The following is a 23,012-nucleotide window of genomic DNA, read 5'->3' as shown; positions in this document are numbered from 1 at the left end:
GATCTCATACAATTCGTTATTCAGGTTGTGGGTTAAAGTCGCTAAGTTCTGCATTTTGATCATTTTGCAGTAAGATGCTAACGCGTTGTTCAGCATCGTTTAGTTTACTTTGACCAGCACGAGCGAGGGAGATGCCTCGTTCGAATTTTTTCAGCGCATCATCTAAAGCTAGATCACCATTTTCTAGTTGATCAACCAAGCCATCAAGCTCTTCGATTGCTGCTTCAAAGCTCATATTTTCAGGTTTCTTAGTAGCCATAATAAATCTGCGTTTGGAAAGATGAACGAACGTTACCCTAGGCCGTTGATATGGTCAAATGTAACCAATAAATTTTGCTAGAAAGTTCGTTTTTAAGGGACTTGAACTCACTTTGATTGAATAACCTTAGCTTTATCGAGTTTATGCGCTACGGATAGGGCCAAAGTCGGCTAATAGTTGTGACTCAAAAACGAAAAGTGTGATACTTAGGCCAAGAATTTACTAAAAGATCTTATAGTCTGGCCGATAAAAAGATTATCGTCGACGTAGAGCTACAAAAAAGCATGAGGAGTGCTCAGTGGATTTAGCAACCCTAATAGGTTTGATTGGTGGATTTGCCTTTGTAATCATGGCAATGATCCTAGGTGGAAGCCTCGGGATGTTCTATGACACGACATCCATTTTGATCGTGGTGGGTGGTTCAACGTTTGTTGTTCTGATGAAGTTCACTATGGGGCAGTTCTTTGGCGCGACTAAAATTGCCGGCAAAGCATTTATGTTTAAAGCCGATGAGCCTGAAGATCTTATCGCTAAAGTCGTAGAGATGGCTGATGCAGCGCGTAAAGGCGGCTTCTTAGCACTCGAAGAGATGGAAATCAGTAACAGTTTCATGCAAAAAGGTATCGACCTATTGGTGGATGGCCATGATGGTGATGTGGTGCGTGCTGCACTGCAAAAAGACATCGCATTAACAACAGAGCGTCACGAGCAGGGCGCGAAAGTATTCTCTGCATTTGGTGATGTTGCACCTGCGATGGGTATGATTGGCACCCTGGTTGGTTTGGTTGCTATGCTTTCGAACATGGATGATCCTAAAGCGATCGGCCCGGCAATGGCAGTTGCACTTTTAACCACGCTTTACGGTGCAATCCTTTCGAACATGGTGTTCTTCCCGATTGCAGACAAACTTGCCCTACGTCGTGACCAAGAGACGCTGAACCGTCGCTTGGTTATGGATGGTGTTTTAGCGATTCAAGATGGTCAGAACCCACGAGTTATTGATGGTTACCTGAAGAGCTACCTAAATGAAGGTAAGCGAACTATTGATGGTGAACCCGCGTAAGAGGATTTGAAGATGGATGAAGAAAATCCATGCAAATGTCCTCCTCCGGGGTTACCTCAATGGATGGGGACATTTGCTGACTTGATGTCACTGCTGATGTGTTTCTTCGTACTGCTGCTCTCATTCTCTGAGATGGATGTACTGAAGTTCAAACAGATCGCAGGGTCGATGAAATTTGCGTTTGGTGTACAAAACCGCTTGGAAGTGAAAGATATTCCTAAAGGGACTAGCATCATTGCACAGGAGTTCCGTCCTGGTCGCCCTGAGCCGACACCGATTGATGTGATCATGCAACAGACCATTGATATTACGCAGCAAACGCTTGAGTTTCATGAAGGTGAATCTGAGCGTGCTGGCGGTACAATGCGAGACCAAGGCAAGATGACCGGAGGCAAGTCGCCAGAGGTCTCTACTCATGACAATCAAAACTCTGAGTCAGACCAACAGCAACAGCAAGCTGAGGCTCAATCGCAAGAGATGGAAACCTTGATGGAAAGCATCAAGAAGGCGTTGGAGCGAGAGATTGACCAAGGCGCGATTGAGGTTGAGAATCTTGGCCAGCAGATCGTCATTCGAATTCGTGAGAAAGGTGCATTCCCATCGGGTTCCGCTTTCTTACAACCTAAGTTTCGACCTTTAGTTAGGCAGGTTGCTGAACTGGTAAAAGATGTGCCGGGTATTGTTCGTATTTCAGGCCACACTGATAACCAGAGACTTGATTCAGAGCTTTATCGTTCTAATTGGGACTTATCATCACAGCGAGCGGTGTCTGTTGCTCAAGAGATGGAAAAGGTTCGCGGTTTCTCTCATCAACGTTTGAGAGTGCGTGGTATGGCGGATACAGAACCTGTCGAGCCAAATGATACGGAGTGGCAACGCAGCCTAAATCGCCGCGTAGAAATCAGCATCATGCAAGGTGAACCACTTTACAGCGAAGAAGTTCCAGCGATTACCGAATAGTCTTTACCAAGAGTATGTATTCCAAAGCCCAATCTTTAATCGATTGGGCTTTTTGTTTGAGACATAAAGGTGTCTGTACGAAACGTGGGAAGAGGAGGAAAGAGAGATAGAAAGAAATTGATGCGGTAGTTTGTCATCAGGTTCTGTTTATTGGTGGTGCTAAAGCACGCACTCTTTTCCTTGTTTCACTTTCTCATGTATAATTCGCGCCCTTAGATTTAATATTGATCTATTATTGCTTCAATAACTATGTGAAATGACCTTTTACGTGGTGATGAACCTACTAAAATTTGTGAACCTTATTGGCGTGAAAGTACTATGAAATTTATTGTTAAGCCTCATCCGGAAATTTTTATTAAAAGTGAATCGGTGCGTAAGCGCTTCACAAAGATTCTAGAACGTAATATTCGTACTATTCTTCAGCGTCGTACTGAGTCTGTGGCTGTCTTCAACCGTCGTGACCACATCGAAGTGACGTCTGAGAGCGACAAGTACTTTAAAGAAACACTCGAAGTATTGACGCAAACTCCGGGTATTCATCACTCCCTTGAAGTTCAGCAATCAGAATTTAAAGACCTACACAATATTTACGAGCAAGTTCTTGAACGAAGCGGTGCTCTTATTGAAGGTAAGACTTTCTCTGTGCGAGCCAAGCGTCGTGGTAAACATGACTTTACCTCTATCGAGCTAGAACGCTACGTAGGTGGTGGTTTAAACCAAGCAGTTGAATCAGCAAAAGTAAAACTGAAGAATCCAGATATTACCGTTAAAGTTGAAGTCGAGAACGAGAAGCTTAACCAAGTTATTGAGCGTCATAAAGGCCTAGGCGGTTTCCCTCTAGGTACTCAAGAAGATCTGCTTAGCTTGATCTCAGGTGGTTTCGATTCTGGCGTTTCAAGCTACTTACACATCAAACGTGGTTCTAAAGTGCATTACTGCTTCTTTAACCTAGGTGGTCCAGCGCACGAAATTGGTGTTAAGCAAGTTTCACATTACTTGTGGAACAAGTTTGGTGCTTCTGCAAAAGTGAAGTTTATCTCTATTGATTTCGAACCGGTAGTGGCTGAAATCCTAGAAAACGTAGAAGACGGCCAAATGGGCGTTGTACTTAAGCGTATGTTCATGCGTGCTGGTGGTATGGTTGCCGAACGTTTCGGTATCGAAGCCCTAGTTACAGGTGAAGCATTAGGTCAGGTTTCTAGCCAAACGCTAACTAACCTTCGTCACATCGATAACGTGACTGATACGTTGATCCTGCGTCCGCTCATCAACTGGGACAAAGAAGACATCATCGATCTATCTCGTAAGATTGGCACCGAAGATTTCGCGAAAGTAATGCCTGAATACTGTGGTGTTATCTCTAAGAAGCCAACAATAAAAGCGAAGAAAGGTAAACTAGAAGCAGAAGAAGCTAAGTTTAACTTTGAAGTGCTGGATCAAGTGATCGAGAACGCTCGTGTTATGGATATCCGTGACATCGAGAAAGAGAGCCAAGAGCAAGCGCCGGAAGTTGAACAAGTTCAGGCTGTTGCTGAGCACGCTATCGTTCTTGATATCCGTAGCCCAGACGAAGAAGACGAAAGCCCACTAGAGATCGATGGTGTTGAAGTGAAACACATTCCGTTCTTTAAGCTTTCGACTCAGTTTGGCGACTTGGACCAAGCGAAAGAGTACTTGCTGTACTGTGACCGTGGTGTAATGAGTCGTCTACAGGCACTTTACCTACAAGAGCAAGGCTTCCATAACGTTAAGGTTTACCGCCCATAGTGGTGTGTTAACCGAATAGCTGAATATTTTGCAAAGCCGCTTACTAGAAAGTAAGCGGCTTTTTTATTTTTTATTGTTAATGATTTACAGTAAGTCGGGAGGGGCGTGAGTTTGGTGCGGTATCGGTAGGCTTTGATATTTTAATTTTTTGGGTTCTAAGTTGGTTTCTTTGTGACTGAGAAATGTGAGTATCTTGAAGGATTCTGTTACTTTTTAGTGCTATTCAATGATTCTATTTGTATGTGTTCAGTTGACTATTTGAGTGCGCGTCTAATTCTGTGATTAACGATGAAAAATAATCAAGATTAATTAGTTCAGCTATTGATAAACTTGTTGTTACTTTTCTTTGCACATAAAAAAACACCGCCCATAAGGCGGTGCAAACAAATTTGACAGACAGGTCAAAATAAATACAGGAAGTACATGCCTCGTTTCAGTATAGAACTGCAACAAAACATTTGGTAGAACTCTACCCAACTCGAAAAGAACGAGTTTGCAAACACAACATCGCAGGAGCTAAACCAATTGATTCTAGAGAGAATCAAGCCGTTCAGGCTAGCTACTGCGGGATGAAATATAGAATTTCTCTGGCCGCTAGGCAATGGACAAATTATAATGTTTCAGATAAAAAAAACTAATGCTTATTTAGAGAGTGACTATGTCTCGTCGATTACCCCCATTAAACTCGTTAAGAGTGTTTGAAGCCGCTGCTCGACATTTGAGTTTTACGCGTGCTGCAGAAGAGTTGTTTGTTACTCAAGCTGCGGTCAGCCATCAGATAAAAGCACTTGAAGAATTCTTGTCTTTGAAGCTTTTTCGTCGAAGAAACCGTTCTTTGCTGCTGACCGAAGAAGGGCAAAGTTACTTCTTGGATATCAAAGATATTTTCACATCACTCGCAGAAGCCACTGACAAAGTGCTTGAGCGAAGTGAGAAGGGCGCATTGACTATTAGTTTACCGCCAAGTTTCGCCATTCAATGGTTAGTACCAAGGCTTGCAGACTTTAATCAGCAAGAACCTGATATTGATGTACGAATCAAAGCCGTTGATATGGATGAAGGCTCGTTAACCGATGACGTAGACGTCGCTATTTACTACGGGCGAGGTAATTGGTCTGGTTTAAGAGCCGATAAGCTTTATCAAGAATACTTAATTCCTTTGTGCTCACCTTCGGTGTTACTTGGAACCAAGCCATTAGAATCGCTTAGTGATTTAGCATGCCATACGTTATTGCACGATACCTCTCGTAAAGATTGGAAACAATTTGCCAAGCAAAATAGTATCGACGGCGTGAACGTTAATCATGGTCCGATCTTCAGTCACTCAACCATGGTGCTGCAAGCTGCGGCTCACGGCCAAGGCATTGCATTGGGCAATAATGTATTAGCACAGCCTGAAATAGAGGCAGGCCGTTTGATAGCACCATTTGACGAGGTGTTGGTCAGCAAGAATGCCTTCTATGTTGTCTGTCATGAGAAACAAGCTGACATGGGACGTATTGCCACTTTTCGTGACTGGATGCTTGCCAAAGCGCAGAGCGAGCAAGAGGACCTACTTGATGAATAATGTCATCATTGATGGTGAAGATTATCCTATCACCTTTATTTTCGCACATGGTGCGGGTGCCGGTATGGATCATGAATTCATGCAGTCGGTGGCGAAAGGGTTAGCGTTGAAAGAAATACGCGTTATCCGCTTTAATTTCCCTTATATGATTAAGCGTGCTGAAGATGGCAAGCGTCGTCCACCTGACAGAGCCCCTAAGCTGCTTGAAGCTTACCAAGAGATTATCGAGCAGGTTGATGCCGATAAACTTGTGATTGGCGGTAAGTCGATGGGAGGGCGCATGGCGAGTCATTTGTCTGAACTTGATAAGGTTGCAGCGATGGCGTGTTTAGGTTTTCCTTTCCACCCTCCAGGCAAACCAGAGAAATACAAAGGTGAACACCTTGCTGAACTAGAGAAGCCTTGTTTCATTTTACAGGGTGAACGTGACACTTTTGGTAAGCGTGAAGAATTTGAAGGTTTCGATTTGTCGGATTCAATTCGTGTTGAGTTTATTCCCGATGGCGATCATAGCTTTAAACCTCGTAAGAGTTCTGGTTATACCGAGCAGCAGAACATTGCGTTGACGGTCGAAAAACTTTCCGCGTTTATCAAAGAGGTGCTCAATGAGAAGTAAGTATTTACTCACTATCGCAGGCATTTCTGGTGCCATTGCTGTGATGCTTGGTGCATTCGCCGCTCATGGCTTAAAAGCGATCTTGCCTGAGTATCTTTTGGGTGTGTTTGAGACGGGTGTTCAGTATCAGTTTATTCATACTCTAGCGATATTGGCATGTGGTGCTCTGTTACAGATGAAACTTGGCGCTAAATCACAAAAATATTTTTTCATTGCGGCAATTTGCTTTATCATCGGCATCCTTTGTTTTAGTGGCAGCCTTTATGGGCTAGCACTGACAGGAATAAAATGGTTTGGCCCTATAACACCGTTTGGTGGTCTACTATTTATCATTGGTTGGGGAGTCTTCTCCTTCGCTGCTTTGAATATAAAAGAGGTAACTCAGTGAAACACGTACTACTTTATTGTCGCTCTGGTTTTGAAAAAGAATGTGCTGGCGAAATTCAAGACAAGGCAACACAACTGGAAGTGTTTGGTTTTCCTCGCTTAAAGAACAATACAGGCTTTGTATTGTTTGAATGTTATCAAGCAGGCGAAGCCGATAAACTGGTTAAAGAGATCGACTTCCAATCGCTGATCTTTGCTCGTCAAATGATCGCGGTAGCGGTTGAAATCAAAGATCTGCCGACTGATGATCGTATCTCCCCAATTCTTGAGGCGCTTTCTGAGAAAGAAGGTTTCCCACGTTGTGGCGATATCCGTATTGAAACGCCTGACACCAATGAAGCGAAAGAGCTTTTGAAGTTCTGCCGTAAGTTTACCGTACCAATGCGTCAAGCTATGCGTGGTAAAGGCCTGATGACAGCGAAAGACAATGTTAAGAAGCCTGTGCTTCACTTATGTTTTATCGCTCCGGGTCACTGCTTGGTCGGTTACTCTTACCCAACCAACAACTCACAGTTCTTTATGGGCATTCCTCGTTTGAAGTTCCCATCAGATGCACCAAGCCGTTCTACATTGAAGCTAGAAGAAGCATTTCATGTATTCATCCCTCGTGATGAATGGGATGAGCGCTTGGCTCCAGGTATGTGGGGTGTTGATTTGGGTGCGTGTCCAGGTGGTTGGACTTACCAACTGGTTAAGCGTTCTATGTTCGTTCACTGTGTTGACAACGGCATGATGGCAGACAGCCTAATGGAAACGGGTCAAATCAAGCACCACATGGTGGATGGCTTTAAATTTGAACCTGACCGTAAGAACGTGACTTGGATTATCTGTGACATGGTTGAGAAGCCAGCTCGTGTTGCTCACTTAATGGGTGAGTGGATCATCAAAGGCTGGGCGAAAGAAGCACTGTTCAACCTTAAACTGCCAATGAAAGGCCGTTACGATGAAGTACTGCAGGATATCGAGAACCTGAAACAGTTCCTGATTGATAACAAAGTTAAATTCAAGATGCAGGCGAAGCACCTTTACCACGATCGCGAAGAGATCACGGTTCATATTCAGTCGCTTTCGAATATCTCACCGTACTAACAATTCACTTAAGTGAATTATTAGTACTGTCAGTGACCAATGAAATGCTCCTTTAAGGGGCATTTTTTGTATCTGTATTTTGGAAAACAAGCTTGGCTAGGAGGACCATAACCTCTAGGTGTCTTGAAAATTAACAATATCAGTAGAGAGTTTACGAAGAGGTTTTAGGTCTCTGAGCGTGTTTTTCATTGAGCTGAATATGAGTTCAATTTCGTTATTTGATCTTATGCCTTCGTGTACTGACTTTATATCTTCGTTAATTAATCTTATATCTTTGCTAATTAGCCCTAGATTTTCGGCGATATTATCTTAAAAAAGCCGTAGGTGAATGATACTTACGGCTACCTATATCTATTCTGAAAAGTAGGTTTTATTCAAAGATTCAGCGGTAAAACGGAGTAAGTTTTACAGCTCGAATATCTTAATCAAAAGTGATTTTATTAAAAGTAAGCGAATGTAAGTAAAGAATGTAAATGATAAGAATTATCATTCAAAGTGTGTATTATTCATCACTTCTCATTCTAATCTATAAAATATAAAAATCTATTATGAAACTTAAAGCACTATCAGTGGCCGTAACGGTTGCTTTATCTTCGTTTACAGCTTTTGCTGCCGATGAACCCGAAACCGTTGTCGTTATCGGTTCCGCCCTCGATCAACTTGTTCAGACTGAAATAAATTCAGACACGCTCGATAAGAAACAAGCATCAGACATTAAAGATGTTTTGAACACCATGCCGAGTGTAACGGTTGACGGAAACGCACGTTACTCTCGCAAAGTGTATGTACGAGGTATGGAAGATAAGTTTGCCGTTGTGACAATTGATGGTGCTCGTCAAGAAGGTCAGCTATTTCACCACTCGGGCGATCAGGCGATTGACCCTGCGATGCTCAAGCGTGCTGAAATTGAACTCGGCGGTAACTCAGCACTTTCGGGTTCTGGTGCGATTAACGGTTCATTTAGCTACGAAACCAAAGATCCTAACGATCTTCTTAAGCCGGGCGAAAGTGTTGGTGCACGAGTAAAAACAAGCTATCAAACCGCTTATGAGCGCTTCTCAACAAACGTTGCTGTTTATGCCAAAGTGAATGATAAGTTGCAGTTCATGGGGATTGCGAACTATTCAGAAGATGGCGATCTGCACATTCCAGATCAAGAGGCGGTAACGTCAAAGCAAGGTGAGCTGAAGTCTGGCCTAGCTAAGGTTGTGTTCATCCCTAATGATGCTAACGAATTTAAGTTAACTTTTAACCGATATAATGATGGTGGTAAACGTCAGCTTTCTGGTGAGAAGGCTGGTGCGCTGTATGCGGATAACGAGCACAACTATAATTCTCTTAATCGCGATACGGTGACATTACAGCACGAATATGATGCGGGTAGCGATTTGGTGCATTTGAAAACCAATGTTTACTACAACCGTCAATACATGGATCGCGATGCGCTTGTTGATGATGCGTGGGACAAAGACGCTAATGGCGATTGGTTCAAAGATGGCACTATTGCTATCCCAGACCGTGAATACAATGTCACGACCATCGGTGGCGATATTCGTAATATCTCTTGGGTAGGTGAGCACGAGCTTACTTACGGCCTTGATGGTTATAAAGCGGAACAATGGATTGATGCTGGTGATGGAGTATACCAAAGCGGTTCTCACCAAGGTGAAACCAAGAAGTACGGGATGGATGGCGGAACAGTTACCGCTTACGGGTTGTATCTACAAGACATGTACGAGTTCAGCGATTTTCGTCTAACGACAGGCTTACGTTACGACGTTCATAAGCTTGGTGGTGTTTACTCCGGTGACTTCGACCAGTTATCTCCTAAGTTCAAAGGTGAGTACCAAACGACAGAAAATCTAAAGCTTCGTGTTGGTTACGGTCGTTTATTTAAAGGCGCATCACTGCCTGAAACACTTACTATGAAAGCAGCAAGTGACGTGAATCAGTCTGATACCAAAGCGATGACAGGTAACAACTATGAAGCGGGTTTTGATTACGAACTGACAAGCTTACTTGCGGCGGATTACGCTATTCTAGGTTTCACGGCTTACACCTACAACCTTGATAATCAAATGCACCCAACTAAGAACAACTCAACATTAGCTAACCAGTATGATGTTGAAGTGTGGGGTGTTGAAACGGTATTAAGCTACCAGCTAGATGCGTTAAGTGTTTATGCTAACCACTCTTACTCAGATGGCGACCAAAAGAATCTGAAAAATGATAAAACGAGTCACATGAACAAAACGGGTATTCACAACTTTAAGGCTGGTTTTAACTACAGTTTGAGCAGTGAGTTCGTATTTGGTTGGGACTCTCGCTTTGTTCCAGGTAACGATTACACCGATGAAGATGGTGATGAAATAAAACGCACAGGTTTTGCGACTCATAACATTTGGGCAGCTTACACTCCTACGTTCGCTAAAGATCTAGAGATGAACTTAGGTGTTGATAACTTGTTTGATAAGAAATACGCAGAGCATACTGGCTTTGGTATATCTTGGGGTTCTGATAAGTACACCAGCTATGAAGCGGGTCGTAACTTCAAAGCCTCAATCGCTTATAGCTTCTAATCCACTCTTTACTGCAAGTCATTTTAGAAATAGAAGTTAACCAGTATAAGCGACATGTTTCGTCTTAACTGAAACCAAAAAAGCCTTAGTTCAGACTAAGGCTTTTCTACTTTCTAAAGACTGTGTTTCTAATGATTTGATCTATAAGCGATTTATTTCTAACGGTTAGCTTTTTAGCGATTAAGCTAGTAACGTCGAATTAAGACACCGCTTCGTAACGAATATCTTGCAGATTAAAACCCAAATCGATGTCTGTTTTGAGTGCAGAAACGAGCTTACATACGCGAGCCGATTCAATATGCTCATCGAACTTCTTACGATACTTTTTTGGTAAGTCTTCAGCTAGGAATGCCGCTTCAATATCTGGATACGTGGTTAGGATCTCTTTTGCCGCTTTAGGTCCAACTCCGGGAATGCCCGGAACTTGGCTTGAGCTTACGCCAGTTAATCCCCAGTAATCTGCAAGTTGTTCAGGCTTTACGCCAAATTCCGCTTCGATAAAGGGTTTATCTAACCAGCGGTGTTGGAAGTAATCACGGATCTGTAGCGTTGGTGATAACAGCTGGCAATAGCCCTTATCGGTAGAGATTATTGTGACCTTTTCTCCGTGATCGGCCACTTTCTTAGCGAGCGTTGCTACTAAGTCATCCGCTTCATCACCATCAGATAGCAGCGAATCAATACCTAATTCCCACCAAGCCTGCTGAATAGCATCAAGACCTTTCATTAATGGTTCAGGCATTGGCTTTCTGTTCTGTTTGTAGGCAGGAAGTACCTCAGCGCGCCACCCTCTATCTTGTAAATGGTGATCAAATACCGCGATGATGTGGGTTGGTTGTGATTCGTTTAGAATTCGGTTCAGTGTGCGAGTTGTGGTGGTAATGGTTCTTGCTATATCGGCTGGATCCGGCTGAACAGAGTGTACGCGTCGGATGAGATTTAAGGCATCGATAATAACAAGATGGATAGACATAGGTTTCCACTAAATAGGCAATAAATAAGGGGTTGCTAGCCCCTTATAGTAACGTATCAGTAGGTTAGTTGAAACGTTGGTGACGTAAACGTCATGACTTGTTTAGCTTTATGCTTGTGGCCTGTTATCAGTCACTTGTCGTTATTCGCTGCTAGGCATAATTTTATAGCAAGGAACGTAGTCAGTGCCGCCCGGCAGTTTCATTCTATGTTGTTCAACAAAGTCACTTAACAGTTGGTCCATTTTTGTCATCAACTCTTTATCACCATCAATGAGGAATGGACCATGTTTTTCTATCTCTAGAATACCTTCGGCTTTGACATTACCCGCCACAATTCCTGAGAACGCTTTACGTAAATTAGCCGCAAGGCTTTCTGTTTTCTGGTCCATATGAAGATCAAGTGCCGCCATAGACTCATGTGTCGGATCGAAGGGCAGTTGGAACTCAGGCTCGATATGCAGTGACCAGTTATAGCTATAAGCATCGCCGGTCTCTTTACGGTGAGAGCGTACATCTGGCATCGCTTGTTTCATGATTTTCGCAGCGCGTGCAGGGTCATCAATCACTATTTCATAGTGCTTTTGTGCTTCTTCACCCAGAGTTTCGCCAATGAATTTATCAATTGAACGGAAGTAAGCTTCGCTCTCTTTCGAGCCCGTCAAAACAATAGGCATCGGCTGGTCTGCGTTATTCGGGTGCATCATGATCCCTAAGATATACAGCAGCTCTTCAGCTGTACCGGGGCCACCAGGGAAAATAATGATGCCATGCGCCATACGAACGAATGCTTCAAGACGCTTCTCTATATCGGGCATGATCACCAGTTCATTTACGATCGGGTTTGGTGGCTCAGCAGCGATGATCGAAGGCTCAGTAAGACCTAAATAACGATGTTCGGTATAGCGTTGTTTAGCATGGCCAATGGCTGCACCTTTCATTGGTCCTTCCATAGCGCCTGGTCCACAGCCGGTACAAATGTTCAGTTCACGCAACCCAAGTTCATTACCGACTTCGCGAGTGTATTGATATTCGTTGGCGTTGATCGAGTGACCACCCCAACAAACAATCAGGTTCGGTTCAATGCCCGGCGTGAGCGCTCCTGCGTTTCTCAAGATCCCAAACACTAGATTGGTAATGTGAGTAGCATTGGTTAAGTTCAGTCTTTGGTTGTCTGCTAAATGCATGTTGACGTAGACAATGTCACGCAGCACTGAGAATAGGTGCTCTTGTATACCCTTGATGATTTCACCATCGACAAAGGCATGCTCTGGTGGGTTACTCAGTTCGAGCTTGATACCACGCTCACGACGAACGACTTCAACATCAAATGATTGATATTTATCGAGTAATTCTTTTGAGTTGTCGGTGTGGCTACCTGAGTTGAGTACCGCCAATGTACAGTTACGATACAGTTGGTACAGATCACTAGATGCGGTTTTCTTAAGACGCTCAACTTCAAGTTGAGAGAGTAAATCCATGCTACCGGCAGGGCTGATATGAGTAATCATAGTGCCTCCTTGTTGAGAAGAGCAGAGGCGACTTTTGAAGTGACCCTCTGGCTCGAGAGTGAGAAGCAAACGTTGAAAGTGTTTGGTTAAAGGTGAGAAGAGTTAACCAGACGAAACGGTTACGACAGCGTTGCTTAATGGATTGTATGGGATTGCTTAAGAGCTAATATCCAGTTGCTTAAGAGTCAATATACAGTTGTTCAAGCTCTTATAAACAGCATTGCATGTCAATAATGCTTGTTAAGCGAATGTTAATCATTAGCTTAGCAAACATTGAGGGAATTGGTATGTGATAAGTATTTGAAAAAAAGAAATAAATTAAATCTAGGGTCGGCTTAGTTCCAAACCAGTTGGTTAGTACCGCGCTGTTTTGCTTTGTTTAGCGTTTTATTTAGTCGCTCTAATATTTCTTCAGGTGTATCTGATTCTTTAAACTGAGTGGTTGTCGCACACAAGGTAATGGTGATCTGTTGGTCACGGAACTTAAATGGCAATCGGCTCACTTGCGTCTGGATGTTTTGAATTACCTGATGGCAATATTCATCGGTTTGTTCTGGCAACAACAAGATAAATTCCTCACCAGAAAAACGCGCGACGGTGTCGGTAGTGCCTGTTTCTTTGGTGATGGTTCTCGCTATGATTTTTAGCGCTTTATCACCCGCTGTGTAACCAAAGCTATCGTTAATGGCTTTGAAGTTGTCGATGTCGAGCAGAACGACTCGCAGTGAGTGTTGCGCGCGAATCCAACGACGGTATTCAAGTTCTAGACGATCGGTAAAGGCAGTACGATTGTAGACCTTGGTTAGAGGGTCAAGCAGCATACGCTGAGCCTGATCTTCCAAACGTTTTCGGTAGTCTTGAGTCACTTCATAGAGCGAGTCTAACTGAGTTTTCCCGTAATTCATTCTCTCTATCAGAGCTTGTTCTTTTTGCTCGGCATGATTCAGTCTTTCAGAAAGAGAGGCGATTTCACTAAGCAGAGGATTAATTGTCTGCTTTAAGTTATCGATGTCTGTTGCTTTATCAACGGAGTTTTGGCTTTTAGATACAAGCTCATTTAACTCAGAGTTCAGACCTTGGCGGTGCTCAAAGTAACTTTGGCTTTGGTCAGCATTTTGGTCTGCTGTTTTGATACTGGAAGCGAGTGATGCGTTGAGTTGATCGATAAATTGTTCAGACTTCTTACGCTCTAGGTTGGTGCCTTCAATAACCAGTTTGAGGATCTGAAGTGTTAGCTCAAGTAAGCTTTGTGTTGAAACGCCAATCAAAAGTTTTGCTCGAATATCGGCGAGTAAATCACCTGATTCACCCTCAAAGTCGAGTTCAGTGATCAGATGTTGTAATTCGTTTGATAGGTCGGAAAGGAGTTCTTGTTCTGGCGATTGGGCAGCGTCGGCGAAATGAGTACGCGAGTTATTCGCCATAATCTTTATGGCACGCTCGTAAATACCGAGAAGTTTCATGGCGTGGTCAACTTTCTGACTGCCATTACATTCGGAGAAGCTAAGTAAGTTTCGCAGGTCACGTTTCAACGGTGCTGGAAGGCCAGTTATACGTTGTAGCGTTTCTCCACTGTGCTTAATGCTGTCGTCCAGATATCCGTTCTGTTTATCCATAGCCAACGTTTTCTGCTTGAGCATCCTTTCTAAGACTGCCAACTTTGGGATCATTGAGCTGATGTCTTTTTGCTTTTCTAGCTCTTCCCTAAGGGCAATGAGGTTTTCATCTAAATAGCTGTTACTACCAACACACGCATCACTTAAAGATGTGACGATACGCTTAAGAACTTTCTGCTCTCTAATAAATTTGAACGAGGTGTCTCTTTGCGTCAAACGAACTTGCTCCAATTGAAATTTCAATTGGTGTAGTTGCGCCTGAATGTCTTTTTCAAGAATGCCCATAGATGTATTAATTAGCGCCGCGTAGACCGATCACGATCATTTAAATGAAATTCCGTTGCATCGATAATAACAAAACTAAAAATAAGGTCACGACTTGCAAGTCTTAACCGCTCGCAAATCAGTCATCTTTTAGCATTTTTTTGATGTTGTCCTCATTCTGGTACGACGATTGTATTTTTATTAACCCTTGATTAATGGCATGTTTACAAGCTTCTCTTATGTTACCAGTTGCAAGGCTTGCCGCTGGAGCATTATCGATAGCTTTGAGGTATACCCATTGGCTAGTGCGTTCTTTTAAGCTGATCTCGCGTGCTAAGTTGGTCGACATCAATAATACATCTAGTAACTCTTGGTCGTTAATCGCAGTGTAAGCGCGTGGTAAGAACGGATAGTCAGCGATGCCCATTCGAAGCGTACGGTTGATGTTGCGTTCTGGTTCGAAGTTATTAATCCACGATTGAATCTTTAGGAACATGGCTTCTGGTGATGAATCTCGGTCTGAATTTGGCTCTATATAAAGCAAGTTCGCATCTGAGAAATGGTAGACGCGTGCCGGGCCTTCAAGTTTTGATTTTAGGAAGTCACCAAAAGCGTCTTCTAACTCTAGACCTGCTTTGTAGCCATTCTGCGTGTACATATTGCGTAGGAAAGGTAAATCAATCATCACAAAGCGTAAACGGTCGTTCAGTGGCTCATAAATTAACTCGCCAAGCTGCCATTGCTCGAAGGTTTGGCTCGTTTGTTCTAACGAATTTGAGAGCTTAGCATTCAGCATTCTTAGATTGGGAAGCTTTGAACGTGAGTGGGTAAAGAGGTCTGTGCGCAGTGAGTCCACTTCTTTGGCTAAGGTTTGAATCAGGTAGCCTCTGCGCAGAACAAAGAAGAACAAAATGATGCTGAACAAAAATAGGGCAAACGATATTTTTTGGAATTTACGATGCTCTAGTTTATATCTTTCCAGTTCTTGCGCTTGGCCGGCATAGTGCAGTGTTTGTTCGGCAAACTCTTTCTGTTGACGGAATGCATCCTCGCCAACACGGTTGAGTTTTTGTTGCTCTAAAGACACCAGACTATTGTATTGCTTGAGGTTGGCTAATGCCTGTTGAGGTTGGCCTGCTTGCTCATAACCCAAAGAAAGTAAATAGTATGAGCGTTGCGACAGGCGCATATTTTCTACCTGACGTGAAATTTCGAGTGCACGCGTTGCATGCTTGATTACATCATCGCTTTCTTGCAAGTGGTAAGCCAATCCTGCCGATAACAGCGCAGCGCGTCCTTCCAGCTTTGGAATGTCAGTGTATTCCAACAGTTCCAGTGCGCGTGTTAGGTACTGCTCTGCCAGAGGGTAGTTATAAAGACGCAAGTAAGTTGCTGATAAACTTAACCTAATATCAATAACTTGGTGGATGTCTCGGTCGGTACTTTCATGATCTAGGACGTTGAAAAAATGCACTAAAGCGAGGTTATATTTTCCTTGGAAGAAGTACACATCACCCATTTTCTTTAGCACTTGTGCCAAGATCGGAGAGTTTTCAAAGTTGTCGTAGAAATCAGCGGCTTGAGAAAGGTGCTCTAGTGCTTTATCCAATACTTGGCGCTCAAAGAAAAGCTGTGCAAGCAAGCGGTTTACTTTGGCTAAGCGTGCGCTTAGGTTGCCTTCTACCGACTTCCAGTAACCATAAAGTAATTCAGATAGCGCGTGATTGTATTCTTTGTGGTTCAGATAAAATTCACCGACTGCGATGTGGTAGTCGATGGTGACCTTTTCTGAGTAGCGTTGATCTAGGTAAGTTTTCGCTTCTTGATAGAACTTCTCGGCTTCGTCTACTTTATTATCATAAGAGGCGATATCGGCTTTTAACATGATCAAACGATAGGTGATGCCTTCTGTTAAGCGTAAGGTTTTATTCACCGATTCTAGGTCTGTTTCGATACTCGCTAGCTCTGTTTTTGCTTTGATTGATTTTCTATCACTAAGCCAAAGTAATCTAACTTTTAGGATCTGAAGATCCAATTTTAGGTACTCAAGTTTATAAGTTTTCGCTAACTCAGACGCTTTGTCGATATGTTGAATTGCAGTATGAATGTTGCCAAGGTTGTATTCTGCTTTCGCTAATATCTTGTAGGCATCGATACTGCTGTTTGGAGTTCTAATCGAAGAGTCTGTCTCTTCGCGAGAAATGGCCGATGGGCTTTTCTCGCTTTGATCAGAAAGGATACGTAGCGTTAGGTAGCTATTCGCCATTTGTTTTGCTTGGCTCGGCTCGATCTCAACCAAGTTATTGGCTTCATTGAGCAGCGCCGATGAATAAACCGACGCATGAACCGATGTGCTTAAGCTTAAAATAAATAGACTAACAACGTATAACCAACGCATTTCAATATCCCTTTAAAGATTGGGTAGGTTCAAATAAGAGTGGGTGTTTCAACCTGATTATTGGCGAGCCATACGCTTATTGTGACTTGGTCTATCTTGCTCTGTTGAACGGTATGGGTTGATATCTAAACCTCCACGACGCGTGTAACGTGCGAACACGGTTAGCTTCGATGGTGCACAGTATTTCATGATGTCAGTGAAGATACGCTCAACACATTGTTCGTGGAATTCGTTGTGCTCACGGAAAGAAACTAAATAACGTAGCAGTGATTCACGGTCAATTTTCTTGCCTGAATATGCGATCTCAACACTGCCCCAATCGGGTTGGTTGGTGATCAAACAGTTCGATTTTAATAGGTGGCTGTGTAGTGTTTCTTCTACGTCTTGCTCGCCAGCAGCACCTTCAAGTAATGACGCTTCAAAATCATAACTGGTGATTTGGATGTCTTGGTTGTCGATACAGTCACCCTCCATCGTCACGATAGGTTGGTTGGTGTAGTCGGTTACCGAGTTAACGTTCACAATCACGGCTTCGCCAGCGCATGCCGACAAGTCTTGAGTAAGACGCTCAGTGACTTGGTCCCAGTTTTGGAATTGAGTTTGATTGTAGCTGTTCAGATACAGCTTGAAAGATTTTGATTCAATTAAATTTGGGCTCGTTGCTGGGATGAAAACTTCACCCACCGCCACTTGTGGTAGGCCGTTGGTGTTTAGCCACGAAAGCTCGTACATCGTCCAAATATCATGGCCGACAAAAGGCAGGTCACCGTTTAGCGCAAGGTCATCACGATTCAGGCTACGAGGTACTGGCTGCAATAAACTTGCATCGTATTGGTTAGAGTACTCAGTTTTTTGGCCAAGGGTTAAACCCGCTAGCTCTTTTGCGTCAGAATATTTGCTCATACTTTCGTTTCAAATTCGATTAGAATGGGGTCGATTTTACTGAATCCCTATTACCCTGTCATTAAGTCATCGCTTAATCGGCGCTGAAAGGGCTCGGATTCTATTTATTATTTTGTGTTTAGGAGATTTTCATGACTCAACGTGCTCAAGACGCACTACTTTCTTTTAGTCAGCGATACGTTGACGCGTGGCAGCAGCAACACCAAAGCTTACCTCGCAATGAGGAGTTGGTTGATATTGTGTCGCCTTGCGTAGAAGAAAAGAGCGGCGACGCCGTGTTATGGAAAAACTATCCACGTGAGCAATTCGCGGATTTCACTAACGTTGAAACGGGTATCGAGTTGACGCTGCATGAAGACATCAAAACCTTCTACGGTGCGCAATACAGCGCAGATATGAACGCGACTTTTGACGGTAACGATCTGACGTTATTACAGATTTGGAGTGATGAAGACTTCGAATGCCTGCAAGAAAACATCTTAGGCCACCTAGTGACTCAGCGTCGTTTGAAGCTAAAGCCAACGGTTTTCATCGCAGCTACTGACGCTGAACTGGATGTTATCTCTATCTGTAACTTAACGGGTAACGTAGTTTTAGAGCGTTTGGGAACCAAAAATCGTGATGTGTTAGCCGAGACATTGGCAGAATTTTTAAACAAGTTACAACCAGCGGTATAAGGTGAAGCAAGTGATTTCGTCTAGTGACGTTTTTCTATGATGCTGGAACTTTAGAGACGTCAACCTAAGCCTAGGTTGACGATGATATTTACACTACTGGTTAGTTATTGATCCAAAGCTTATAAAAATCACTGTATCCCGATTTGTTTATGTAAAGCCCATTAACCTGTTTCGCTTGAACTACTTCTTCTTGCCCCCAAAAAAGTGGGAGTAAAGAGCTTTCTGAACATAGTTGATTAAACCGTGTGACTAATTGCGGTAGTTGGTCTTCATTTGTTAATTGCTTATGAAGGTCTGATGTATGTTCTAAGAGTCGTTCATAAGGGTAAATAAATCGAATGGCAGTGCTGGCTAGCAGCCATTCATAAAGGCCGAACTCTAAGGGTTGTTCTATAACCTCTTCTACAAATAAGAGATCGGCTTGATCTCTAAGCATTTCTGGTGTGCTCGCATTGGGTAAGATAACGACATCCACGATTATACCTGTCTCGGAAATTTTTTTAATTAACCAGTTAGAAAGGTTCTCAAGATACTTAATTGTCCATTTCGGGTGCGTTAAGACCAACTTTCCACTTAATATCGGTGTCGAAATCGGGTTTATAGAGCATGAGGAAGACTCGTTTAGTGTCATCGGGTGTAAGTTTTCACTGACGCTAAATTGATTTCGAATTGATTTTAAGTACTTAAAAAGGTTATTGATCGTGTGGGGAGAAATATCACTACTTTCACGCATATTATAAGCTAAGTATGAAAAGGCTTGGATTAGATGCTTTTCTGTTTCGAGGGCAGGGTGATTGAAACTTACAAAGTGCTCAAGTTCGCTGCCTTGGTGTGAAAGTGTTATTTCTTGAAGCAATGCGTTTTTAGCAAAGTAATGCGGGTTCTTTCTTAGTACGACCTTATCTTTATCCCAACAAGATAGTGAGAATGGACCGGTACCGATTGGTATACTTCTCTTCTTCGAGAAGGAAAGGTTGCGACTAGTAAAAACTGAAGCATTCGCTGTAGCGAGACAGTATAGGAAAAGTGGGTTTTCACTTTCCAGTTGAATACAAACGGCTCTTTCAGACTCCGAGAAATAGATATCTTCAACTTGCTTGAATAATAGATTAACTGGACCTTGTGTATTTTTTAGTTCTCTAAGGCTAAAAAATACATCATCTATAGTCAAAGGCAACCCATCATGGCAAATTACTTCTGGTCTGATCCAGAGGTAGATACTTTTTCCATCTACCCTGTAATCATAGGCCAGCTGCGTCTCCAGTTTCCCGTGTACATTAACTATGAGTAAGGTGTCGTAAAGACTTCGAGCTATTTGTAGCTCTGAAAACCGGTAAGTTAAAGTTGGGTTTAACTCATTGACCCAGGGATATTGAGTGATCACGAGAGAATTTGAAGCCTCTTTATTCCTATTGGATTCAAGCATTGCTTGATTTAAAGCGTTAGCCGCAACCTCTTGATAGGCGTATAGAATCTTAGCAATAACGTCAAAGTTATTTGATTCTATTTCACTGCTAAGGGTTTGATAGATTGCTTGATACATTGAAACTGTTATTTGGATGGTGCTACTTTTCCCTCTCCCTACACCTGGTTGCCAGAAAATCCAATTGTAGTCTCCTAAAATTTTTAGAATGTTGGATGTGTTACGTCGGGAGGTGGCAAACACGTTTTCCAGCTCGTCTAAGTTAACTTCATAAAGTACTGAATGATCGTAGTGGCCCAACAATTGGTTTAGCCTGCGAAGGCATGTTTCAGTCATATTTATATCGCTATATAATGTGTTTGGGCTTTTAAGTAAATCGAGTTCTGTGGATATATTTGAATTAATCTAAATATAGAGTTTGGAATATGGTGTACATACGCTATTAACGATGTTGTTATAAGCATTATTTGATGGTTTTGGTAATGTATGAAACTTTATTAGTATTATATTGGCGGGAAGTGATTGCTAATGATTGCTAATTTTAACACCCCATTTATTTTCTGGATAATAATATAACTATTTATAAATAATAGATGGTTGTTTTTTGGTTGTTATTATAAAGTCTCAATATTGAGACGGAGATGGGATGCTCTGCATCCCATCATATCGTGTTAATGTGCTTTTGGAAGAGTTGTAAATATATTCCACTCTTCTTTTACTTCACCTTTATGCCCTACAACCGTAGCTGTAACCTTTCGATTTAGAGCATGGCTTATTTCATCAATACCTATTGAACTCAGTTGAGTATCACCAAAGCCTACAATCCTTATTCGACTTTCTTTTATACCCAAATTTATTATTTTGTTACGAACTTGTTTAGCTCGACGTGTCGACAGAGCCATGTTGTATTGGTGATTTCCGACGTTACTGGCGTAACCTTGAATTTCAATTGCGGTATTCGAATACTGCTTTAAGAAGTTAACCATACCTTTGATTTGCTGATCATAAATTGAATCTATTGTATCGGAGTCATTATTGAATAAGATTCGAATAACATATGAATCCTCTGTCTCAACAAGGCTTCCACATCCATCATTGTCTATCTCAGCAAATTGAGGGGTGTCTGGGCAAAGGTCTCTTTCATTGATGACCCCATCACTATCTTGGTCAAACTGGTCCGCAACTTGACTTACATTCGGGGTTGGGATGTAACTAATCTCATCACTTGCTTGAATGTTGAAAGTAAAAAATAGAAAAGACCAAAAAATGGTTTGTTTGTACATTAGTAATCCACCTTATTTGTCCACTCTCTCGGTAAGTTAACTCTCAATGCATTCAATAGGTTACCTGTAGAAGTAAGGACTCTATATTTTGCGTATTGTTCGGAATATTTTGCTTCTACGTAACCTTTTCGTGATTCGAAAAGTTCATTTTCAGTATTCAAAAGATCGAGCAAAGTACGTTTGCCTATTAAGTATTGTTTTTCGTACGCAATTACGGTTTCGGAGGCCGAATCCACATGATCAGCAAGGAAGACCTTTTGCTGAGATGTCATTTCTAAAGCGCTCCAAGACAGTTGTAGTTCTTCTTTAACTGAGCGATATGCTCTCTCTCGTAAATCTTTGGCTTTGTTTAACTGGTAAGCCATTTCTGAACTCTTTGCTGAATCTCGACCTCCATTATAAAGGTTGTAATTAAGCCGTATCATCGCTGTTGTTTCATCACTACTACCTTCTATTCCTCCAGCATCCTCTTTCCAACTCTGCTTGGCTTCAAATGAAAGGGTAGGGAAGTAGTTTGACTGGCTTTGCTTATATTGGAATTTTGCAGACTCAACATCCACTTGTGATATTTTAATAACAGGATGAGATTCATAGGCTTGCTCTTGAGCGAGTTCCAACGTTAATGGGATAAAGTTTTTATCGGCTCGAGGAAAAATAAGGGATTGAGGAGCTTCCCCAACAAGGCGAATGAAAGTGGTCTGTGAGTCAATCAAGTTGTTTTCAGCTGCGATTAAATTACTATGTGCTTTTGCTAGACGTGCTTCAATTTGCGTAAGATCTGCAGTTGAACTGATACCTGAGTCTGTACGCTTTTTTATGTCGACGTATATCTTTTCGTGTGTCGCGAGATTACTCTCTGATAGAGCGAGAATCTCAAAACCTTCAATAGTCTCAATGTAAATCCTTACAACGTCGAGTGCTGTATTTTGTGCATTCGATAATAATTGTAGTCGAACTGACTCAGCATCTGCAGAGACACGATCGATATCATTCAGAGTTTTTGAACCATCCCATATCAATTGATTTAGCGTAAGTGATGCTTCTCTGCGTGTCATCTCAGTTGATCCGCGAGCGATTTCGGAAGCTGGATTAATTGCTTCATACCCTATTCCTGCATCTAAATCTAAACTCGGTCTATAGGCTCCTGTAGATGCATCAATTAAATAGCGTTTGCTTATATATTCATTAAACGCACTTTTTATTTCTGGATTTGTAGCAAAGGTTTGTGATACCGCTTGCTCTAATGACTGTGCCCAAGAAGGTAGTGGTAATAAAAGCCCACTGCACAGTAAGCTACAGTAAATTAGCTTCAAAGAAATTCTCCAATTTGTTAATAATATTTAAATCATTATTTGTTTTTATTGATTTAGAATGAATGACTCTTGCTTAAGGAATGCCATTCAATTTTTTAGGCTATTACAACTTTCAAACTTATTTTTAATCGAAAAATATACATCACTTGTTCGATTTTTAATTCTTTAATAAAATATTATTGTTTGGATAAAAATAAAACAAATTTAAAACATGAAAATTTAAGCCTATAAAAGTGCGTGTTTTATAGGGGCTGTTTGATGATAAATTACCCAGTTATTTTTCTTGTCAATAAATGAGCTTGTTGTGTTGGGTTTGATTGATGAATCTAATCGATGATTTCTAGGGGATATGAGCAGTGGTCGACA

Annotated in this window: 18 protein-coding genes; 9 read left to right on the top strand and 9 right to left on the bottom strand. The window is 42.1% G+C overall.

Annotated elements, in window-relative coordinates; genetic code table 11:
- Nucleotides 1-16: 16 nt before the first annotated feature.
- Nucleotides 17-259 (bottom strand): exodeoxyribonuclease VII small subunit, encoded by a 243-nt coding sequence (xseB, locus tag AACW75_RS24970; RefSeq protein WP_010436379.1) that lies wholly within the window; start codon nucleotides 257-259, stop codon nucleotides 17-19.
- A 298-nt stretch (nucleotides 260-557) separates the two neighbouring features.
- Between xseB and pomA the strand changes: the two genes are divergently transcribed.
- The 8 genes from pomA to AACW75_RS24930 all read left to right on the top strand — a co-directional run bounded on the left by pomA (nucleotide 558) and on the right by AACW75_RS24930 (nucleotide 10,287).
- Entirely contained in the window at nucleotides 558-1,322 is a 765-nt protein-coding gene (gene pomA / locus AACW75_RS24965) for a flagellar motor protein PomA (RefSeq protein ID WP_004734406.1), read from the top strand.
- A gap of 12 nt (nucleotides 1,323-1,334) precedes the next feature.
- Nucleotides 1,335-2,282, top strand: coding sequence for a flagellar motor protein MotB (locus tag AACW75_RS24960; RefSeq protein ID WP_135456005.1), 948 nt, complete (start codon nucleotides 1,335-1,337; stop codon nucleotides 2,280-2,282).
- 318 nt (nucleotides 2,283-2,600) lie between these two features.
- The gene (thiI, locus tag AACW75_RS24955) at nucleotides 2,601-4,049 is read left to right on the top strand and encodes a tRNA uracil 4-sulfurtransferase ThiI (RefSeq protein ID WP_145564130.1); all 1,449 of its coding nucleotides are present in this window, start codon (nucleotides 2,601-2,603) and stop codon (nucleotides 4,047-4,049) included.
- 658 nt (nucleotides 4,050-4,707) lie between these two features.
- Entirely contained in the window at nucleotides 4,708-5,616 is a 909-nt protein-coding gene (locus AACW75_RS24950) for a transcriptional regulator GcvA (RefSeq protein ID WP_017076217.1), read from the top strand.
- A complete protein-coding gene (locus tag AACW75_RS24945; RefSeq protein WP_145571313.1) occupies nucleotides 5,609-6,232 on the top strand; it encodes an alpha/beta fold hydrolase in 624 nt (207 codons plus the stop codon). Before AACW75_RS24950 ends, AACW75_RS24945 begins: the two co-directional genes overlap by 8 nt.
- Complete coding sequence (locus AACW75_RS24940; protein WP_065103071.1) at nucleotides 6,222-6,620, top strand: DUF423 domain-containing protein; 399 nt, start codon at nucleotides 6,222-6,224, stop codon at nucleotides 6,618-6,620. The genes AACW75_RS24945 and AACW75_RS24940 overlap by 11 nt, the downstream gene beginning before the upstream one ends.
- The gene (gene rlmM / locus AACW75_RS24935) at nucleotides 6,617-7,708 is read left to right on the top strand and encodes a 23S rRNA (cytidine(2498)-2'-O)-methyltransferase RlmM (protein WP_029225208.1); all 1,092 of its coding nucleotides are present in this window, start codon (nucleotides 6,617-6,619) and stop codon (nucleotides 7,706-7,708) included. The genes AACW75_RS24940 and rlmM overlap by 4 nt, the downstream gene beginning before the upstream one ends.
- A 548-nt stretch (nucleotides 7,709-8,256) precedes the next feature.
- Nucleotides 8,257-10,287, top strand: coding sequence for a TonB-dependent receptor plug domain-containing protein (locus tag AACW75_RS24930; RefSeq protein ID WP_145571314.1), 2,031 nt, complete (start codon nucleotides 8,257-8,259; stop codon nucleotides 10,285-10,287).
- A 199-nt stretch (nucleotides 10,288-10,486) separates the two neighbouring features.
- On the opposite strand, the gene xni is transcribed toward AACW75_RS24930, so the two are convergent.
- From xni to queF, 5 genes are all read right to left on the bottom strand, one after another.
- Nucleotides 10,487-11,260 (bottom strand): flap endonuclease Xni, encoded by a 774-nt coding sequence (gene xni / locus AACW75_RS24925; protein ID WP_145571316.1) that lies wholly within the window; start codon nucleotides 11,258-11,260, stop codon nucleotides 10,487-10,489.
- Nucleotides 11,261-11,401: 141 nt separating this feature from the next.
- Nucleotides 11,402-12,769, bottom strand: coding sequence for a nucleotide 5'-monophosphate nucleosidase PpnN (gene ppnN / locus AACW75_RS24920; protein WP_017076212.1), 1,368 nt, complete (start codon nucleotides 12,767-12,769; stop codon nucleotides 11,402-11,404).
- A 335-nt stretch (nucleotides 12,770-13,104) separates the two neighbouring features.
- On the bottom strand, nucleotides 13,105-14,670 hold the full coding sequence (locus tag AACW75_RS24915; RefSeq protein WP_135456015.1) for a sensor domain-containing diguanylate cyclase: 1,566 nt from the start codon (nucleotides 14,668-14,670) through the stop codon (nucleotides 13,105-13,107).
- A 118-nt stretch (nucleotides 14,671-14,788) separates the two neighbouring features.
- Complete coding sequence (locus tag AACW75_RS24910; RefSeq protein ID WP_017076210.1) at nucleotides 14,789-17,047, bottom strand: tetratricopeptide repeat protein; 2,259 nt, start codon at nucleotides 17,045-17,047, stop codon at nucleotides 14,789-14,791.
- 57 nt (nucleotides 17,048-17,104) lie between these two features.
- Complete coding sequence (gene queF / locus AACW75_RS24905) at nucleotides 17,105-17,950, bottom strand: NADPH-dependent 7-cyano-7-deazaguanine reductase QueF (RefSeq protein ID WP_135456017.1); 846 nt, start codon at nucleotides 17,948-17,950, stop codon at nucleotides 17,105-17,107.
- Nucleotides 17,951-18,081: 131 nt separating this feature from the next.
- On the opposite strand from queF, the gene syd reads away from it, so the two are divergent.
- Complete coding sequence (syd, locus tag AACW75_RS24900) at nucleotides 18,082-18,627, top strand: SecY-interacting protein (RefSeq protein WP_017076208.1); 546 nt, start codon at nucleotides 18,082-18,084, stop codon at nucleotides 18,625-18,627.
- Nucleotides 18,628-18,727: 100 nt separating this feature from the next.
- On the opposite strand, the gene AACW75_RS24895 is transcribed toward syd, so the two are convergent.
- The 3 genes from AACW75_RS24895 to AACW75_RS24885 all read right to left on the bottom strand — a co-directional run bounded on the left by AACW75_RS24895 (nucleotide 18,728) and on the right by AACW75_RS24885 (nucleotide 22,646).
- Nucleotides 18,728-20,386, bottom strand: a complete 1,659-nt coding sequence (locus AACW75_RS24895; RefSeq protein ID WP_145571317.1) for an ABC transporter substrate-binding protein — start codon at nucleotides 20,384-20,386, stop codon at nucleotides 18,728-18,730.
- Between the two features lie 335 nt (nucleotides 20,387-20,721).
- On the bottom strand, nucleotides 20,722-21,333 hold the full coding sequence (locus AACW75_RS24890) for an OmpA family protein (RefSeq protein WP_145571319.1): 612 nt from the start codon (nucleotides 21,331-21,333) through the stop codon (nucleotides 20,722-20,724).
- Complete coding sequence (locus AACW75_RS24885) at nucleotides 21,333-22,646, bottom strand: TolC family outer membrane protein (RefSeq protein ID WP_145571321.1); 1,314 nt, start codon at nucleotides 22,644-22,646, stop codon at nucleotides 21,333-21,335. Before AACW75_RS24885 ends, AACW75_RS24890 begins: the two co-directional genes overlap by 1 nt.
- Nucleotides 22,647-23,012 lie beyond the last annotated feature (366 nt).

The sequence above is a fragment of the Vibrio sp. L3-7 genome, from assembly GCF_963898195.1.
Classification (GTDB): Bacteria; Pseudomonadota; Gammaproteobacteria; order Enterobacterales; family Vibrionaceae; genus Vibrio; species Vibrio echinoideorum.
This window is presented reverse-complemented; position numbering and strand designations above follow the sequence as displayed.

Bases quoted from the DNA above. Each gene is read 5' to 3' on its own strand.
- xseB (WP_010436379.1), bottom strand. From the start codon at position 259: ATGGCTACTAAGAAACCTGAAAATATGAGCTTTGAAGCAGCAATCGAA.
- AACW75_RS24960 (WP_135456005.1), top strand. From the start codon at position 1,335: ATGGATGAAGAAAATCCATGCAAATGTCCTCCTCCGGGGTTACCTCAA.
- thiI (WP_145564130.1), top strand. From the start codon at position 2,601: ATGAAATTTATTGTTAAGCCTCATCCGGAAATTTTTATTAAAAGTGAA.
- AACW75_RS24950 (WP_017076217.1), top strand. From the start codon at position 4,708: ATGTCTCGTCGATTACCCCCATTAAACTCGTTAAGAGTGTTTGAAGCC.
- AACW75_RS24945 (WP_145571313.1), top strand. From the start codon at position 5,609: ATGAATAATGTCATCATTGATGGTGAAGATTATCCTATCACCTTTATT.
- AACW75_RS24940 (WP_065103071.1), top strand. From the start codon at position 6,222: ATGAGAAGTAAGTATTTACTCACTATCGCAGGCATTTCTGGTGCCATT.
- AACW75_RS24930 (WP_145571314.1), top strand. From the start codon at position 8,257: ATGAAACTTAAAGCACTATCAGTGGCCGTAACGGTTGCTTTATCTTCG.
- xni (WP_145571316.1), bottom strand. From the start codon at position 11,260: ATGTCTATCCATCTTGTTATTATCGATGCCTTAAATCTCATCCGACGC.
- ppnN (WP_017076212.1), bottom strand. From the start codon at position 12,769: ATGATTACTCATATCAGCCCTGCCGGTAGCATGGATTTACTCTCTCAA.
- AACW75_RS24915 (WP_135456015.1), bottom strand. From the start codon at position 14,670: ATGGGCATTCTTGAAAAAGACATTCAGGCGCAACTACACCAATTGAAA.
- AACW75_RS24910 (WP_017076210.1), bottom strand. From the start codon at position 17,047: ATGCGTTGGTTATACGTTGTTAGTCTATTTATTTTAAGCTTAAGCACA.
- queF (WP_135456017.1), bottom strand. From the start codon at position 17,950: ATGAGCAAATATTCTGACGCAAAAGAGCTAGCGGGTTTAACCCTTGGC.
- syd (WP_017076208.1), top strand. From the start codon at position 18,082: ATGACTCAACGTGCTCAAGACGCACTACTTTCTTTTAGTCAGCGATAC.
- AACW75_RS24895 (WP_145571317.1), bottom strand. From the start codon at position 20,386: ATGACTGAAACATGCCTTCGCAGGCTAAACCAATTGTTGGGCCACTAC.
- AACW75_RS24890 (WP_145571319.1), bottom strand. From the start codon at position 21,333: ATGTACAAACAAACCATTTTTTGGTCTTTTCTATTTTTTACTTTCAAC.